The organism is Spirillospora sp. CA-142024 (assembly GCF_050942325.1).
Classification (GTDB): domain Bacteria; phylum Actinomycetota; class Actinomycetes; order Streptosporangiales; family Streptosporangiaceae; genus Spirillospora.
Genome location: NZ_CP192077.1, coordinates 6,179,411 through 6,195,739 on the forward strand (window position 1 = coordinate 6,179,411; position 16,329 = coordinate 6,195,739).

Below are 16,329 nucleotides of genomic sequence, written 5' to 3' on the forward strand. Positions count from 1 at the left end.
TGACACGGCGACCACCCGCCCGCAAGTGAAACTGGAGAAATTTTCTCCGTTTATTGCCGGCAGTGCTCCCTTCATCGGCCGTGGACGGGCTTCATCGGAGCCACTACGCTAACGTACTAGTTCGTCCATAATGGGGAGGCGGGTCGCGAGATGCGCAGGTCGATCGCCACGGTGTCGCTCAGCGGCTCGCTCGCCGACAAGCTGACCGCCGCCGGCGCGGCCGGGTTCGACGGTGTCGAGATCTTCGAGAACGACCTGGTCGCCGGCGACCTCGCCCCCGAGGACGTGCGCCGCCGTGCCGCCGACCTCGGCCTGGGCATCGACCTGTACCAGCCGTTCCGCGACTTCGAGGCGGTGCCGCCCGACACCCTCGCCGCCGGCCTGCGCCGCGCCGAGCACAAGTTCGCGCTGATGGAACGGCTCGGCGTCTCGCTGATGCTGGTCTGCTCGAACGTATCCCCAGCCGCCGTCGACGACGACGCCCTGGCCGCCGAGCAGATGAGGGCCCTCGCGGAGCGGGCGGCCGGGCACGGGATCCGGATCGCCTACGAGGCGCTCGCCTGGGGCGCGCACGTCAGCGACTACCACCACGCGTGGCGCATCGTCCGGGCGGCCGGCCACCCGAATCTCGGACTGTGCCTGGACAGCTTCCACATCCTCGCCCGGGACACCGACCCCTACGCCATCGAGACGATCCCGGGCGAGAAGATCTTCTTCCTGCAGCTCGCCGACGCGCCGGCGCTGCCGATGGACGTCCTCTACTGGAGCCGGCACTACCGCTGCTTCCCCGGGCAGGGTGATCTCGACGTGGCGGGGCTGGTCGCGAGCGTCCTGCGGACCGGCTACGCGGGGCCGCTCTCGCTGGAGGTGTTCAACGACATCTTCCGGCAGGCCGCCGCGATGCGCACCGCGCAGGACGCCATGCGCTCCCTCATCGCGCTGGAGGAGCAGGCAGGCGAGCGGCTCGGCGGCACGGAGCGGGCGGCGGCGCTCACGCCGCCGCCGCGGCCGGTGGCGCCGAGCGGGTTCGCGTTCGCGGAACTGGCCACGCCGGACACCGGGTCGCTGGGCGGGCTGCTGGACGGTCTCGGCTTCACCCGCACCGGGACGCACACCGGCAAGCCGGTGGAACTCTGGGAGCAGGGGCGGGCACGGATCCTGCTGAACCGCGGGAGCGCGGAGAGCCAGGACGGCCCCGCCCTCGGCGCGATCGGGCTGGAGTCCCCGGATCCCGCCGCGTCCGTGAAGCGCGCCGAGGCGCTGCTGTCACCCGTCCTGCCCCGGCTGCGGGGCCCGCACGACGCGCCGCTGGACGCCGTGGCGGCCCCCGACGGCACCGAGCTGTTCTTCTGCCGGACGGGCCGTCCCGACCACACGAGCTGGACCGACGACTTCGCCGCGGACCGGCGCCCGCCCGCGGCCGGCGGCGAGATCACCCACATCGACCATGTGGCGCTCACCCAGCCGTGGCACCACTTCGACGAGGCGGCGCTGTTCTACCGGAGCGTGCTCGGGCTGCGCCCGCACGAGAGCCTGGAACTGCCAGACCCGTACGGGCTGATGCGCAGCCGGGCGGTGGCCGGCGAAGACGGCGGTGTGCGGGTCGCGCTGAACGTCGCCTACGTCGGCGCGCACGACGGGGTACCCGGCGTGGCGTGGCAGCATGTCGCGCTCGCGAGCCGGGACATCGTCGCGAGCGCCCGCCGGCTGCGCGACGCGGGACTGTCCCCGCTCGCCATTCCGGCGAACTACTACGACGATCTCGAAGCCCGGCACGACCTGGGCGCGGAACGGCACCGGCTGCTCCGCGGACTGGGCCTTCTGTACGACCGGGACGAGCACGGCGAATTCCTGCACTTCTACACCGCCACCTCCGGCCGGGTGTTCTTCGAAATCGTGCAGCGGATCGGCGGTTACCGGGGCTACGGCGCGGTCAACGCGCCGGTCCGGCTCGCCGCCCAGCACGCGCGGGCCCATCGCGTCCCGTCGCCATAGGATGAGTTCTCCTCCAGCAATCGCCCTCGTGGAGTCACATGTCGTCGCAGCCCGCCACCCCCGCCGCCGGAGAGCGTCAGCGCGACGCCGACCGCACCCGGGCGGAGATACTCGACGTCGCGCAGCGGGAGTTCGCGCGGCACGGATTCGCCGGCGCCAGGGTGGACGAGATGGCGGCGCTCATGCGCACCACCAAACGAATGATCTACTACTACTTCGGCGGCAAGGAAAAGCTGTACATCGCCGTCCTGGAAAAGGCGTACGGCGAGGTCAGGGCGCTGGAGTCGACCATCGACGTGCACCATCTGGCGCCGGTCGAGGCGATCCGCACGCTGGCGGAGCTGACCTTCGACCACCACGAGGCGCACCAGGACTTCATCAAGCTCGTCAGCATCGAGAACATCCACCAGGCCGAGCACCTGCGCAAGTCGGAGGTGCTGGTGAACCTCGGCGGGCCGGTGTCGGAGCTGATCTCCCAGATCCTCGCCGCCGGCCGCGCGAGCGGCGACTTCGTCGCGGACGTCGACGCCATCGACATGCACATGATGATCAGCTCGTTCTGCTTCTTCCGCATCGCCAACCAGCACACGTTCGGCGCGCTGTTCGGACGGGACATGACCGCGCCCGAGCACCGGACCCGGCACCGCGAGATGATCGGCGAGATGGTCGTCGCCTACCTGACCGCCGGCGGCCGCCGCTAGTCGAACGCGGTCCGCGCCCCACGACTCACTGGACGACGATCTTTCCGGTGCTCTGTGGGAAGACCGGGTCGTTGTAGAAGAACTCGCCCTTCTTGGTGAAGGTGTGCCGGAAAGACTCGCCGGGCTTCAGCCGCCCGGTGTTGAACTCGTGCTCGAAGAACGACGCGGCGCCGTGCGAATGCTCGTTTCCGGACGGGTTCACGAACGTCACCTCGGTACCGGCCGGGATCGTCATGTGCTGCGGCGACATGGCGTTCTGCGCGACAAAGTTCTCCTCGTCGCCGGGGGCGTTCTTCGAGGCGTCCCAGATCCGGCCGAGCGTGACCGTGTTGCCGGCAACGGCTCCCGTGACGGCGGCCGTGCGGATCTGGTTGCGCTTGGACGGCGGCCTCGGCGTGGGCGCGGGGCCGACCTTTCCGTTCAGCTTGAAAGCCCACAGGTGGTCGCCCTTGGGGATGTCGGGGTAGGGCAGCCAGTTTCCGCCCGCGAACACGGCCAGGTACTGCTCGCCGTCGATCTCGTAGGTGATCGGGCTGGTGTGCACGCCGGCGCCGCACTGCCACGTCCACAGCTCGCGGCCGTCGGCGTCGTCCATGGCGACGAGCACGCCGTCGGGACGCCCTTGGAACATGACCCGCCCGGCCGTGGTCAGGATCCCGTTGCCGTGCGCCAGCGACCATTCGCCCTCCCGGCGCCACACGGGCCTGTTGGTGCGCGGGTCGACGGCGACGATGCCGCCGGAGAAGTACTCGCCGAGGGGGCGGGCCGTGTTGACGCGTCCGCCGTTGGTGTTGGAGTAGGCGGAGTTCACGAGCCCGTACCCGACGTAGACGAACCCGGTGTGCGGGCTGAAGGACAGGTACGACCAGTCCGCGCCGCCGCCCGCGCCGGGGAACAGGATGGTCGCGTCGTCCCAGAACGGCGTGTAGATCTCCCCGGTCGGGTAGTACGGGACGGGCCTCGTGGTGTCGTGGAAACTCGGCGACTGGTGGACGAACGGCTCGCCGCCCGGGAACGGCTGCGTCGGCCACGTCTTCTGCCGCGGGTCCTGCGGGACGGGGCGCTCGGTCATGCCGTGGACGGGCTTCCCGTTCTCCCGGTCGAGGATGTAGTACATCCCGGTCTTGCTGCCGTACACGACGACCTTGCGCGTGCGGTGCCCGATCTTCAGGTCGCACAGCACCGGGGCCATCACGTTGTCGAAGTCCCAGATGTCGTGGTGCACCGACTGGAAGTGCCAGCGCCGCTCGCCGGTCTTGGCGTCGATGGCGACCAGGCAGTTGGAGAACAGGTTCGTGCCGCCGCGGGTGGAGCCGTTGGTGCGGGGATAGGGATTGCCGAACGTCCAGTAGACGAGGCCGAGCCCGGGGTCGACCGCCGGGTGGATCCAGCAGACGGCGCCGCCGGTCTTCCAGGTCTCGCCCTCCCAGGTGTCGTTGCCGTACTCGCCCGGCCCGGGCGGGCCCCAGAAGATCCAGGCGGTCTCCCCGGTCCGGGCGTTCAGTGCGTATCCGCGCCCGCGCGCGCCCGCGGTGCTGCCCTCGGTGCCGAGGTAGATGAGGCCGTCCCAGTAGACGATGGCGCCGGCGAGCCCGCCGCGGTTGCCGCCGCACTGCCCGGTCTGCGGGTCGCAGTCCGGGTCGCCCTCGCCCGCGACGAGCAGTTCACGCTGCCAGACGACCGCTCCGGTCCGCTGGTCGAGGGCGTAGACGATGTTGGCGCCGGACGTGGTGAAGACGAGCCCCTCACCGAGGCCGACCCCGCGCATGTTGGTCTGCTCGGCACCGACGTTGGTCTTCCACCTGACCTCGCCCGTGCGGCCGTCCACCGCGAAGACGTTCTGCTGGCCGGTCTGGACGTAGAGCACGCCGTCCTGCGCCACGATGCAGCTCTGCTGCGAGCGCGCCTGGGTGCTGCCGCCCTCCAGGTTGACGTGCCACGCGCCGCCGAGGTGCCGGACGTTGCCCCGCGTGATCCCCCGCAGCGAGGAGTGGTTCTGGTTGCCGTAGTCCCCGCAGACCTTGGGGAAGTCGCGGGCCGCGCGGCCGAGGCGGCGGGACTGCTCGGGCACCGGGAGGGCGAGCCGGGGGCGCGCCGCCGCCTCGGCCTCCGGTGCGAGGAGCGGGGTGAAGGCGGCCGTTCCGCCAATGACGGCGGCACCGGTCAGGAAGTTCCGTCGGTCCATCTGCTCTCCCAACTCAAGGTCCACTAGGTGGACTGATGAGTCCGATCAACGGACGACACGGTAAGCCGCAGATGCGAAGTTGGCAAGGTATTGCCGCTTTCCCGTCCTCGTGAGATCGTCCTACAACCTCTGAACGGTAACTCTGTACCGCTAGACGGACCTTCGATCGCCTCTGTCGGGAAGGAATCCGGACCATGAGAAGACCCTCGTCCCATCTGCTGACCGCGGTGACGGCCGCGACCGGCACCGCCGCCGCGCTGGTCGCGGCCACGCTGCTCACCGGGCTGCCCGCGTCGGCGGGCGGCACCCGGGCCGAGCCCCCGGCCCGCGGCGCGCAGCAGCTCGGCGACCCCGACTACGGCGTCTGCCGGGGCACCGACCCGGGCTGCTATCACGACTGGGGCGACTTCGACCCCGCCGAGGGCTACCGGGTGCTCGTCTACAGCCGGACCGCCGGACCCCGGCACGCCAACCTCGGCCCCGTCCTCGCCGCCGGGCTGAACCCGCCGCTCGGCGACGCGAACGTCGCGCAGAAGGCCCTGGTGAAGATGGGCGAGGAGAACGGGTTCGCGGTCGACTGGACCGAGGACGTCACCCAGCTCTCGACCCCCGCACGGTTGTTCAGGTACAACGCCGTGATCTTCATGAGCACCACGCGCGACACCCTGGACGACGCCGCGCAGACGTCGCTGCGCCAGTACATCCGCGGCGGCGGCGGGTTCGTGGGCGTCCACAACGCGTTCGGCACCGAGTACAACTGGCCTTGGTACGAGGGGCTCCTCGGCGGCGCGAACTACTACGACCACGGGCACGCGCAGACCGGGACCGTCCAGACCGTGGACCGCAAGGACGTCTCCACCGCCGGCCTTCCGGGTCGCTGGACGTTCGGCGACGAGTGGTACAACCTCGTCCCGTTCCCGTCCCGGGTGCGGTTCCTCGCGGCCGTGGACGAGAAGTCCCTGCCGGAGGGAGTGAGGGGCGGGTCGGGGCATCCGGGGCACGGGTCCTTCCACCCCGTGGCCTGGTGCCAGTACTACGACGGCGGACGGGCCTGGCTCACCACGCTCGGTCATGACGCCAAGGCCTTCACCGACGACGGGACGAACTTCGCCGGCGCCCCGCAGTTCCGGACGCTGCTGCTCAACGGCATCGAGTCGGCCATGGGCAAGAAGCCCTTCTGCCGGTGACGGCAGGGCCTGTAGCGGGGCGGCGCCGCCCGCTACAGGCCCCCGCTACAGGCCCAGGTAGATGCGCCGGACCTGGACGTCCTCGCGCAGTTCCCGGGAGGTCCCGGTCATGGCGACCTCGCCGTTCTCCATGACCACGCAGTCGCTCGTCGCCTCGAACGTCAGCTTGGCGTTCTGCTCGACGAGCAGCAGGCTGAGCCCCTCCTCGCGCAGCCGCACCAGGACGGCGAGGATGTCCTCGACGAGCTTCGGCGACAGTCCCATGGACGGCTCGTCCAGCAGGATCAGGCGGGGCCGCGACATCAGCGCGCGGCCGACGGCCAGCATCTGCTGCTGCCCGCCGGACAGCGCCCCGGCGAGCCGGGACCGCATCTTCTTCAGCACGGGGAACAGCTCGTACACCTCGGCGAGCGCCTCCCCGGTGCCGTCGCCGCGCCACGACCGGGCGTACGCACCGAGCATCAGGTTCTTCTCGACGGTGAGGCCGGGGAAGACGTGCCGCCCCTCCGGGACGTAGCCGATCCCGTGCCGCACCACGTCGCGCGCCTTGACCTTGGCCAGGTCGGTGTCGCCGAACCGGATCCGGCCGCCGCTGCGCGGCACCAGCCCCATCAGCGCCTTGAGCGTGGACGTCTTGCCCGCCCCGTTCGCGCCGATGATGCCGACCGACTGGCCCGGCGCCACCGTGAACCCGATCGACCTGACCGCGCAGACGCCCCCGTAGTGGACGGAGAGGTCCTCCACCGTGAGGGTTCCCGCCTTCATCGGCTCACCTCCGTGGTGTCCGGCAGCGGCATGCCGGCCATCGCCGAGTCGCCGAGGTACGCCTCGATCACGGCGTGGTCGCCGGCCACCTCTGCGGGCGTCCCCTCGGCGATCACGCCGCCGCCCGCCAGCACGGTGACCCGCTCGCACAGCGACATGACCAGGCCCATGTTGTGCTCGATGAGCACGACGGTGACGCCGCTGTCGCGGATGGACCGGACGATCTCGGAGAGCTGGCGGACCTCCTCGCCGTTCAGCCCGGCCGCCGGCTCGTCCAGCAGCAGCAGCCGGGGCGAGCCGGCCATGGCGCGGGCGATCTCGATACGGCGCTGGATGCCGTAGGGCAGCGAGCCCGGCGGCGCCCCGGCGAACTCGCCGAGCCCGAAGCGGCCGAGCAGATCGTCCGCCTGCCGGTGCAGCCGGTGCTCCTGCCGCCAGACGCCGACCGGCCACAGCACGTACCGCCAGATGGCGCGGGTGCGCGACCGGTCCAGCGCGACGAGCAGGTTGTCGCGGACGGACAGCTCCCCGAACAGGCGGAGGTTCTGGAAGGTGCGGGCCAGGCCGAGCATCGACAGCCGGTACGGGCGTCCGCCCGAGATGACCCGGCCGTCCATGAGCACCCGCCCGCCGGACGCCTTGTAGAAGCCGCTGATGACGTTGAACAGGGTCGTCTTTCCCGAGCCGTTCGGGCCGACGATGCCCCTGATCTCGCCGCGTTCCACGGTGAGGGAGACGTCCTTGAGCGCCTTCAGCCCGCGGAACTGCTTGGAGAGGTTCTCGATCTCCAGCATCGGCGTCGTGTCCTTCTCCGCCCTCGTGTCCTCAACGGGTTCGTACGGCCGGAACGGGCCGAGCACGGCGCGGTCGGCGGACCTGCCGCGGCGCCGGTCGACGACGGCCTTCAGCCGGGCGGGGACACCCGCCAGGCCGGTCGGCGCGAAGACCACCATGAGCACCACGACCACGCCGAAACCGAGCTGCGCGTAGGTGGGGTGGTCCACCAGCTGCTCGCGGATCAGCGTGAGGCCGACCGCGCCGACGACGCAGCCGACCAGGCTCTGCCGGCCGCCGATGACGACCATCGCCAGCAGCAGGAACATGTTGGCGATGTTGAAGGTGTCCGGCGCGATGTAGCGGATCAGGCCCACGTACAGCACACCGGCCAGACCGCCGAACACGCTGGACAACATGAACGCCGTCATCCTCAGCAGCGGGATCTCCGCCCCCACCGCGCCCGCGGCCAGCGGGTCGTCGCGCATCGCCATCATCCGCCGGCCGAGGCCGGTCCGGACGACGAACCGCCCGAACAGCAGCGCGAGCGCGAACACCACCACTTCCAGGTAGTAGTAGAGGTACTCGCTGGACAGGTCGATGCCGAACATCGGCGGGACGGGGATGGCCGAGATGCCCTCGGCGCCGCCGGCGATCTCGGCGTTCGTCGTCCAGTTGATGAACCCGAGCGCGAGCCCGAGCGTGACGATGCCGAGGTAGTGCGACTGCATCCGCAGCGCCGGGATGCCGACGAGCAGCCCGACCACCGCGGACGCCAGCATCGCCAGCGCGGCGGCCGGCCAGAACCCGAGCCCGTTGTGGGTGGTGAGGATCGCGGTCGCGTAGGCGCTCACCCCGAAGAAGGCGACCTGCGCGAGGTTGATCTGGCCCGCGATGCCCATGGCGAGGCCCATCCCGATCGCCAGCAGCGCGAACACCAGCGCGATGTCGACGACGTGGATCGCGTAGCTCCCGACCTGGTACGGCAGGATCCAGGCCGCGGCGACGAGCACCGCGATCCCGCCGAGCCGCGGGGTGCGGGGATGCCTGAGCAGGTCCGTCATGCGCGGCTCACCGTCATCTCGCCGAACAGCCCGGTCGGCCGGATCATGATCGCCACCGTGAACACCAGGAACACGACCAGCTCGGAGTAGCCCTGGAAGTGCCCGGCGGCGAAGGAGTCCAGGATCCCGATGGCGAAGCCGCCGGCGATGGCGCCCGGGATGTTGCCGCAGCCGCCGAGCATGGCGGCCGCGAACCCCTTGATCCCGATCGTCCCGCCCATCGTCGGGTTCACGTACAGCAGCGGGCCGACCAGCCCGCCCGCCAGCGCGGCGAGCCCCGCGCCGATGGCGAACGCGATCGCGTTGCTGCGGCCGACGTGGATGCCGACGGCGGTGGCCGCCTCGTGGTCCATCGCGACCGCCTGCATGGCGGCGCCCATCTTGGTGCGCTGCAGGAAACCGGCCAGCAGCACGACCGCTACGGCGGCGATGGCGAGGACGACCAGGTCGTAGGTGCGGACCCGCAGCCCGGCGAACTCCAGCGGGGCGCCGCCCACCGGGGACGACACGGCGCGCCCGGTGGCGCCCCAGATCAGGACGGCGACCGCCTGCAGGACCATCCCGAAGCCGATCGTGCCGATCAGCATCAGCGTGAAGTCCTTGTTCTCCAGCGGGCGCAGCACCCGCTCGATGAACAGGCCGATGAGCCCGGTCACCGCGATCGCGAGCGCCATCGCCACCGCGAACGGCAGTCTGGTGGACATGTAGAAGGTGGACGCGGCATAGGCGCCGATCATGAGCACGTCGGCGTGCGCGAAGTTGACCAGCCCCATGGTGCGGTAGACGAGGGAGAACCCCATCGCGACCAGGGCGTAGATCGCGCCGAGGCTCAGCCCGCCTATCAGCGTCTGAAGGAAGACCTGCATCGTTCCGCCTCCCCGGTCAGCCGCCGGCCTTGACGAGCTTCCCGTTCCTGATGATTCCGATGGAGGTGATCTTGATACCGACCCCGGTCTCGTCGTAGGCGAAGTTGCCGAGCAACCCCTGGTACTTCACCGCCCTGATCGCGTCGGCCAGCTTCCTGCCCTTCGCGACGCCCGAGTTCTTCAGCGCCGTGAGCAGGATCTGCGCGCCGTCGTAGGCCTTGGCGCCGTGCATCTCGGCGTCCTCGCCGTAGGCGGCCTTGTAGGCGGCGGCGAACTTCTTGGAAGCGTCGCTGATGTCGTTGCCGAGGTAGGGCGAGCTGACGATCGTGCCCTCGGCGTTCCGCGCGCCCGCGGTGTCGAGGTAGACCGGGGTGCCCTGGGGGGCGGCGCCGGCGAACGGCGCGTCGATGCCGAGGTCGCGGGCCTGCTTGACGATCAGTCCGGACTCGACCTCCTCGGCGCCGAGGAAGACGACCTCGGGCGACTTCTGCCGGATCTTGGTGAGCTGCGCGCTGAAGTCCTTCTGGTCGGTGGTGACGACCTGGTCGGCGACCGGCTTGACGCCCCGGTCCGACAGCGCCTTGAGGAAGGCGTCGTGCTCGCCCTTCCCGTACGCGCCGTTGTTGGTGATCATCGCGATCTTCTTGAGCTTCTTGCCGTCGACGACGTACTTGGCGAGCGTCTCGTCGTAGGTGGTGCTGGTCGGCCCGTTGAGGAACAGGAACGGGCTCTTCAGCGCCACCATCCCCGGCGACTGGCCGGACGCGATGTTGGGGATCTCGGCCGTCCGCAGCGTGGGCGCCATCGCGATCGTGACGGCGCTCTCCGCGGTGCCGAGCATCGCGATGTAGCCCTGGCTGTCGATCTTGCGGGCGAGGTTGGTGCCGACCGTCGGGTCGCCCTGGTCGTCGAACACGTCGAGGCGGACCGTCCGGCCGTTGATCCCGCCGGCCTTGTTCCACTCGTCGACGGCGAGCTTGGCGCCCTTGTGCTCCCACTTGCCGAGCGAGCTGAGCTGGCCGCTCTGCGCGTCGACCAGGGCGATCTTGATGGGGCCGGTGCCGCCGGAGCCGGAGTCGTCCGACTCGCCGGGGGCGGCGCAGCCCGCGGCGAGGACGGCGGCGAGCACGCCGGCGGCGAGCCCGGGCAGGCGGAGTCTGGAACGGTTTCGCATGATGTCACCTCGGGGGGTGGGACAACGGGGCGGGCGGTGTCGGAGTGAGGCGGGCACGCGGGTCATCGCGTCCCCCGTTCCGGGAAGACACCCTGGTAGATGTCGTTGATGTTCCAGTGCCCGGGTGTCGGCACCGGCTCATTGACCATGGGCACGTCCAGCACGGCGGGTCGCCGCCCGGCCGTCGCCGCCCGCAGCGCCCGCGGCAGGTCCGCCGGCGCCGGGACGTCGTATCCGTCGGCTCCGCACGCCCTGGCGAAGGCGGCGAAGTCGGGGCTGTAGGGGCGTCCGGCGGGATCGCGGAACTCGCATCCGTAGCTCGCGCCGAAGTTGGCGGACTGCAGGTCGGCGATCGTGCCGTGCGCGCGGTTGTTCATCACCACGAAGATCACCGGCAGGCCCCGCTCGACGGCCATCGGCACGGCCGGGAGCTGCGCGCTCATGCCTCCGTCGCCGACGAGCGCGACGACGACCCGGTCCGGCTGAGCGATCTGGACGCCGATCGCGGCGGCGGGGCCGAAGCCCATCGTCGAGGCGCCTCCGGGGGTGATGAAGCGCCCTTCGGCGGGCAGCTCGTAGCACCGGGCGACGCCGTTCTTGTTCCATCCGACGTCGGTGACGAGCACCGCGTCCGCCGGGAGGGCGTCGCGCAGGTCGGCGAGGATGCGCTCCGGCCGGAGCGGGAAGTCGTCGGCGCGGCCCCGTTCGCGGCTCCCGGCGAACAGGCCGGTGCGGGCGGCACGGATCCGTTCGCGGAGGGCGGGACGGCCGACCGGGTCGGGGTGGACTTCGCGCACCGCCCTCTCGATGGCCTGAACCGCGAGCGTCACGTCGGCGACGGCGCCGATCTCCACCGGGTAGTTGCGGCCGATCTCGGCGGCGTCGATGTCGATCTGGACGAGCCGCCCGGACCCGGGGCCGGCGCCGAGGTTCCAGGTGTGGCGGTCGTCCCACGAGCTGGCGTCGGTCTCGGCGAACCGGGTCGCCAGGGCGAGGACGACGTCGGCGTCGCGGGTGTACTCGTTGGTCTCCTCCAGTCCCCAGAATCCGGGCATGCCGAACAGGAGCGGATGGTCGTCGGGGACGGCGCCCTTGGCCATCAGCGAGTGCGCGATCGGGATGTCCAGGTGCTCGGCGAGCGCGAGCAGCGCGTCGCGTCCCGCCCCTTCGCGGAGCCCGCCGCCGAGGTAGACCAGCGGCCGTTCGGCGCCGGCGAGCATCCCCGCGATGCGTCCGGCCACCGGCGCCGGCAGGTCGGGTGCCGCCGCACTGGCGGGCAGCGGGCGGTGGTCCGGGACGACCGGCCGGGAGAACAGGTCCATCGGGACGTTGAGGAGTACGGCGCCGGGGCGCCCGGACGTGGCGGTCCAGAAGGCGCGTTCGGTGAACCGGGTCAGGTCCTCGGCGCGGTGCACGTGCCAGGCCCGCTTGACGAACGGCCGGTAGACGGCGGTCTGGTCGGCGTCCGTGTGGAGGTTGACCTCCTGGTGCGGGTGGCGGCCGTGGAAGTAGGACGGGACGTCGCCGGAGATCGCGACGAGCGGTACCGAGTCCATCGCGGCGGTCGCCACCCCGGTGACGGCGTTCATCATCCCCGGCCCGACGTGCAGCAGGAGCACCCCGGGGCGGCCGGAGGCGCGGGCGTAGCCGTCGGCGGCGTGCGCGGCCGCCTGCTCGTGCCGGGCGATGACGAACTCGATGGGGCTGCGGCCGAGCGCGTCCAGCAGCGCGATGTTGGTGTGCCCGCAGGTGCCGAAGACGTACTCGACGCCGTAGGCCTCAAGGCGGCGGACGAGCGCCTCGGCGGCCGGTACCGGCGCGGCCTCGTCCGGCGCGGGGTCGGTGCGGGGCCGGGCGTCCACGGTCATCGGGCCCTGCCTTCCTGGGGGACGGCCCCCAGCCCCCCGGGCGGACGGTCCGAAGATCCTCGCTTCGCTGCGGTCATCGGGCCGTCTCCTCTGCTCGGGGCAGGCTGATCCAGGTCTTGCCGGCGACGGCGGCGGCGCGCGCGAACGCGTCCGGCGCCTGCGCCAGGTCGAAGCGCTCGCGCAGCACGCGGCCGGGCCGCAGGTCGTGCCCGCGGAGCGTCGCGAGGGTGTGGGCGAATCCGGTGGGGTGGTCGTAGATGAGGCATCCGCGCAGGGTCAGCCGCCGCTGCACGAGGGCGAAGGTGGAAAGGCGGGCGGGACGAGGGTTCTGCCCGACCACGATCAGGGTGCCGCCGTCGGCGGTGCGTTCCACGGCGCGTTCGAACGCCTCGGGCACCCCGGAGGTCTCGATCACCACCGGGAACGTCGCCTCGTCCGGCAGAGCGGCGGCGTCCTGGGCCCCCATCTGGAGGGCGAGCTCCCTGCGTCCGGGATGAGGCTCGGTCACGAAGGGCACTCCCCCGGCGTGGAGCACGGCCAGCGACACAAGGAGACCCTGGGAGCCGGCGCCGACGACGAGGCAGCGGTCCCCGTCGCCGAGGCCGCTCATGCGGACCGCGTTGAGCGCGACGGTGAACGGCTCGACGCAGACGACGTCGGCGTCCTCCCACAGCTCGGGGACGGGCCAGGTGAAGCGGGCCGGCACCGCGACGCGCTCCGCCAGCAGGCCGGGCTCGGAGATCCCGACGACCCGCCGGTTGCGGCACCCGGCGGTGGCGCCCGACCGGCACGGCTCGCAGGCCAGGCACGCGTAGTTGGGCTCGACGACCACCCGCTGTCCGGGCACCCGGTCGGTGACGCCGGCGCCTGCGGCGAGGATGACGCCGAACGCCTCGTGCCCGAGCACCCACGGCAGCACCGGCACCTTGCGGCGCCCGGAGACCACCGCCATGTCGGAGCCGCACAGGCCGACGCCGTGCACCCCGACGATGACGTCGCCGGGTCCGCAGGACGGCTCGGGCCAGTCGTCGACGACCGCCACCCTGTCCGGCGAGACCAGCGTGACGGCCCTCATGCGCGCGCTCCCCAGAGGGAGGTGCCGCGGAGGATCATCGTCTTCACGACCGTGAAGTCCTCGATCATGCAGCGCGGCGACTCCCGTCCGAAGCCGGAGTCCTTCACCCCGCCGAACGGGACGTGGTCGAGCCGGTGGTTGGAGGAGCCGTTGACGACGAGCCCGCCGACGTCCAGGTCCCGCCAGGCGGTGACGATCCGGTCGAGGTCGCGGGTGAACAGGCCGGCCTGCAGGCCGTAGCGGCTCTCGTTGCAGTGCTCGATCACTTCGGTGAGGTCGTCGAACGGCAGGACCGCGACGAGCGCCCCGAAGACCTCCTCGGTGACGACCGAGGCGCCGGCGGGCGGATCGGCCACGATGGTCGGCGCGGCGGTGGCGCCGTCCCGCTTCCCGCCGAGGACGACGCGTCCCCCGGCCGCCGCGGCCTCCGCGCTCCAGCGCACGACCCGCTCGGCGGCTTCCTCGTCGACCATCGAGCCGACGTCGGTGTCCGGGTCGAGGGGGTCGCCGACCCTGAGGGCGGCGACGTGCCCGGCGAACAGGTCCAGGAACTCGGAGAACCGGGAGCGCTGCACGTAGACGCGCTGGACGGAGATGCAGCTCTGGCCGGAGTTGCTGTATCCGGTGCGGGCGCAGACGCGGGCCGCCTCGGCGATGTCGGCGTCCTCGCACACGATCGTCGCGGCGTTGCCGCCCAGCTCCAGGACCAGGCGCTTCGCGCCCGCCGCGCGGGCGACCGCGGCGCCGGTGGCCGCGCCGCCGGTGAAGCTGATGACGGCGACCTCGCCGGCCGCGCACAGGGCCGCGCCGACGGAACCGTCGCCGTGCAGCAACTGGACGGCCTCGAACGGCATCCCGGCCTCGGTCAGCAGCGCCACGACGGCGGCCGAGGTCGCGGGGGCCTGCGGCGGCGCCTTGACGATCGTGGTGTTGCCGGCCGCGAACGAGGCGCCCAGCTTGTGGGCCAGCAGGTTGGCGGGGGCGTTGAACGGCGTGATGGCGAGCGCGACGCCGGCCGGTGCCCGGTAGGTGAAGGCGGTGTCGCCGATGCCCCGGGCCCATCCCGCGACCGGAAGCGTCTCTCCGCCGATCCGCCGCGCTTCGGCCGCGCAGACGGCGAACGTGTCGGCGACGCGATCGATCTCCCCGCGCCCGTCCTTGACGGGCTTGCCCAGTTCGAGGGCGAGCAGGCGGGCCAGGCCGTCGCGGTTCGCGGACGCGGCGGCGGAGGCGCGCTCCAGCACCTCCGCCCGGACGGCGGGAGCCAGGCGTCCCACGACGCGGGCCGAGGAGCGCGCGAAGGCGCGGACGGCCGCCACGTCCTCGGTGGAGGCGGCCGGCGCCCGGCTCACCGGACGTCGCAAATACGGTCCAACTCGTTCACTCTGCGGACCTTCCGTGACCCATCGGCCACCGATGAGCGCCGCCGCGTCAACCGGTCTGACCTCGGATGCGGATGCGAGCAAGGCTTCCAGCATCAAGCCCTCCTGGACCACTCAGCGGTCTATGAGTTCCGTTATATGGATTGCGAGTCAACGTAAGGGGCGGTTCGGGACCCTGACAAGGGCCCGCCGCCGGAAAAGTCGCGACCGGGCCGCGGGCGTGGCACTCGCGCATGCCCGGCCACCTCCCCGGATCCGACCGCGTCTCTAATGTTCGAACCAGTGAGTTAGTTATAGGCGACCGGGCGGATCGAGGGAAGGGGACGGGACGGATTTCCCGCCGGGCGACGATGATGAACCGACTGACGGTCCAACTAGACCACTGTGTGGACTGCGTGTAACGTACGGACCGCAGCCGTCCGAGCACGAGAGCGGGGAGAGCGAAGACCAGTGAGTCCAGCGAAGCGGCCGGAGGCCCGTTCCGGCCCGGCCGAGGACCCGGGCACCCCGCCCGCCGGCGACGCGCAGGGCGTTCGCAGTGTTCAGCGCGCCATCGAGATCATGTCACTGCTGAGCGAGGAGCGTCCCGTCGTGTCCGTCCGGGACATCGTCGAGGCGACCGGCCTGGCGAAGACGACGGTGATCCGGCTCGTCCAGACCCTGGAGCAGAACGGCCTGCTGTGGGCCGCGCCCAACGGCTACCTGCCCGGCCCCGGCCTCTGGCGCTGGGCGCACCTGGCCCGCAGCAGCTGGGAGCTGCCGCCCGAGACCCGCAAGGCCATGCGGGACCTGGGCGCGCGCCGCCGCGAGACGGTGAACCTCTACATGCTCCGCGACATCCACCGGGTCTGCGTCGCCCAGCAGGAGAGCCCGCAGCCGCTCCGCCACGTCGTGCACGTCGGGGACGAGCTCCCCCTCTGGGCGGGCGCGTCGTCCAAGGCACTGCTGAGGGACGCCCCCGACTCGCTGCTGCGGCGCGTCGCCCTCAGCTCCCCCTACGGAGAAGGCCACGTCAAGAGGCTCCGGGAGTGGATCGACGAGGCCGCCCATCAGGGCTGGGCGGTCAGCCACGGCGAGCGCGAGGACGGCCTGTCCGCCGTCGCCGTCCCCGTAGTCGGCCGCTCGGGCGCGGTCGTCGCGGCGCTGTCGCTCAGCGGCCCCACCGTCCGGTTCCCCGACGACGTCGTCCGGGAGTTCGCCGAGGACCTGCGGCAGGTCGCCCAGGAGATGTCCGAACGCGGCTTCGACCACCCGCTCAGCCCCACGCACTGACCAATCGCCCCGCCGTCCGCA

At 71.6% G+C, this 16,329-nt stretch carries 12 protein-coding genes; 4 read left to right on the forward strand and 8 right to left on the reverse strand.

Going from position 1 to position 16,329, the window contains the following annotated elements; genetic code table 11:
• The first annotated feature begins 150 nt into the window (after positions 1 to 150).
• Both ACQPZP_RS29355 and ACQPZP_RS29360 read left to right on the forward strand, forming a co-directional pair.
• Positions 151 to 1,995, forward strand: coding sequence for a bifunctional sugar phosphate isomerase/epimerase/4-hydroxyphenylpyruvate dioxygenase family protein (locus tag ACQPZP_RS29355; RefSeq protein WP_433472963.1), 1,845 nt, complete (start codon positions 151 to 153; stop codon positions 1,993 to 1,995).
• A gap of 38 nt (positions 1,996 to 2,033) precedes the next feature.
• Positions 2,034 to 2,696, forward strand: coding sequence for a TetR/AcrR family transcriptional regulator (locus ACQPZP_RS29360; RefSeq protein WP_433472964.1), 663 nt, complete (start codon positions 2,034 to 2,036; stop codon positions 2,694 to 2,696).
• Positions 2,697 to 2,721: 25 nt separating this feature from the next.
• Here the strand turns inward: ACQPZP_RS29360 and ACQPZP_RS29365 are convergent, their stop codons facing one another.
• Positions 2,722 to 4,881 (reverse strand): PQQ-binding-like beta-propeller repeat protein, encoded by a 2,160-nt coding sequence (locus ACQPZP_RS29365; RefSeq protein ID WP_433472965.1) that lies wholly within the window; start codon positions 4,879 to 4,881, stop codon positions 2,722 to 2,724.
• A 194-nt stretch (positions 4,882 to 5,075) separates the two neighbouring features.
• Here ACQPZP_RS29365 and ACQPZP_RS29370 point away from each other — a divergent pair, with 194 nt between their 5' ends.
• The gene (locus tag ACQPZP_RS29370; protein ID WP_433472966.1) at positions 5,076 to 6,068 is read left to right on the forward strand and encodes a ThuA domain-containing protein; all 993 of its coding nucleotides are present in this window, start codon (positions 5,076 to 5,078) and stop codon (positions 6,066 to 6,068) included.
• Positions 6,069 to 6,113: 45 nt separating this feature from the next.
• Here the strand turns inward: ACQPZP_RS29370 and ACQPZP_RS29375 are convergent, their stop codons facing one another.
• From ACQPZP_RS29375 to ACQPZP_RS29405, 7 genes are all read right to left on the reverse strand, one after another.
• Positions 6,114 to 6,833, reverse strand: coding sequence for an ABC transporter ATP-binding protein (locus ACQPZP_RS29375; RefSeq protein WP_433472967.1), 720 nt, complete (start codon positions 6,831 to 6,833; stop codon positions 6,114 to 6,116).
• Positions 6,830 to 8,671, reverse strand: coding sequence for a branched-chain amino acid ABC transporter ATP-binding protein/permease (locus ACQPZP_RS29380; RefSeq protein ID WP_433472968.1), 1,842 nt, complete (start codon positions 8,669 to 8,671; stop codon positions 6,830 to 6,832). Before ACQPZP_RS29380 ends, ACQPZP_RS29375 begins: the two co-directional genes overlap by 4 nt.
• A complete protein-coding gene (locus tag ACQPZP_RS29385) occupies positions 8,668 to 9,537 on the reverse strand; it encodes a branched-chain amino acid ABC transporter permease (protein WP_433472969.1) in 870 nt (289 codons plus the stop codon). Before ACQPZP_RS29385 ends, ACQPZP_RS29380 begins: the two co-directional genes overlap by 4 nt.
• A 16-nt stretch (positions 9,538 to 9,553) precedes the next feature.
• The gene (locus ACQPZP_RS29390) at positions 9,554 to 10,711 is read right to left on the reverse strand and encodes an ABC transporter substrate-binding protein (RefSeq protein ID WP_433472970.1); all 1,158 of its coding nucleotides are present in this window, start codon (positions 10,709 to 10,711) and stop codon (positions 9,554 to 9,556) included.
• 62 nt (positions 10,712 to 10,773) lie between these two features.
• Positions 10,774 to 12,579, reverse strand: coding sequence for a thiamine pyrophosphate-binding protein (locus tag ACQPZP_RS29395; RefSeq protein ID WP_433472971.1), 1,806 nt, complete (start codon positions 12,577 to 12,579; stop codon positions 10,774 to 10,776).
• Between the two features lie 73 nt (positions 12,580 to 12,652).
• The gene (locus tag ACQPZP_RS29400; RefSeq protein WP_433472972.1) at positions 12,653 to 13,654 is read right to left on the reverse strand and encodes a zinc-dependent alcohol dehydrogenase; all 1,002 of its coding nucleotides are present in this window, start codon (positions 13,652 to 13,654) and stop codon (positions 12,653 to 12,655) included.
• Positions 13,651 to 15,132, reverse strand: a complete 1,482-nt coding sequence (locus tag ACQPZP_RS29405) for an aldehyde dehydrogenase family protein (RefSeq protein ID WP_433472973.1) — start codon at positions 15,130 to 15,132, stop codon at positions 13,651 to 13,653. The genes ACQPZP_RS29400 and ACQPZP_RS29405 overlap by 4 nt, the downstream gene beginning before the upstream one ends.
• A 354-nt stretch (positions 15,133 to 15,486) precedes the next feature.
• On the opposite strand from ACQPZP_RS29405, the gene ACQPZP_RS29410 reads away from it, so the two are divergent.
• Entirely contained in the window at positions 15,487 to 16,308 is an 822-nt protein-coding gene (locus ACQPZP_RS29410; protein WP_433472974.1) for an IclR family transcriptional regulator, read from the forward strand.
• The last annotated feature ends 21 nt before the right edge of the window (positions 16,309 to 16,329 follow it).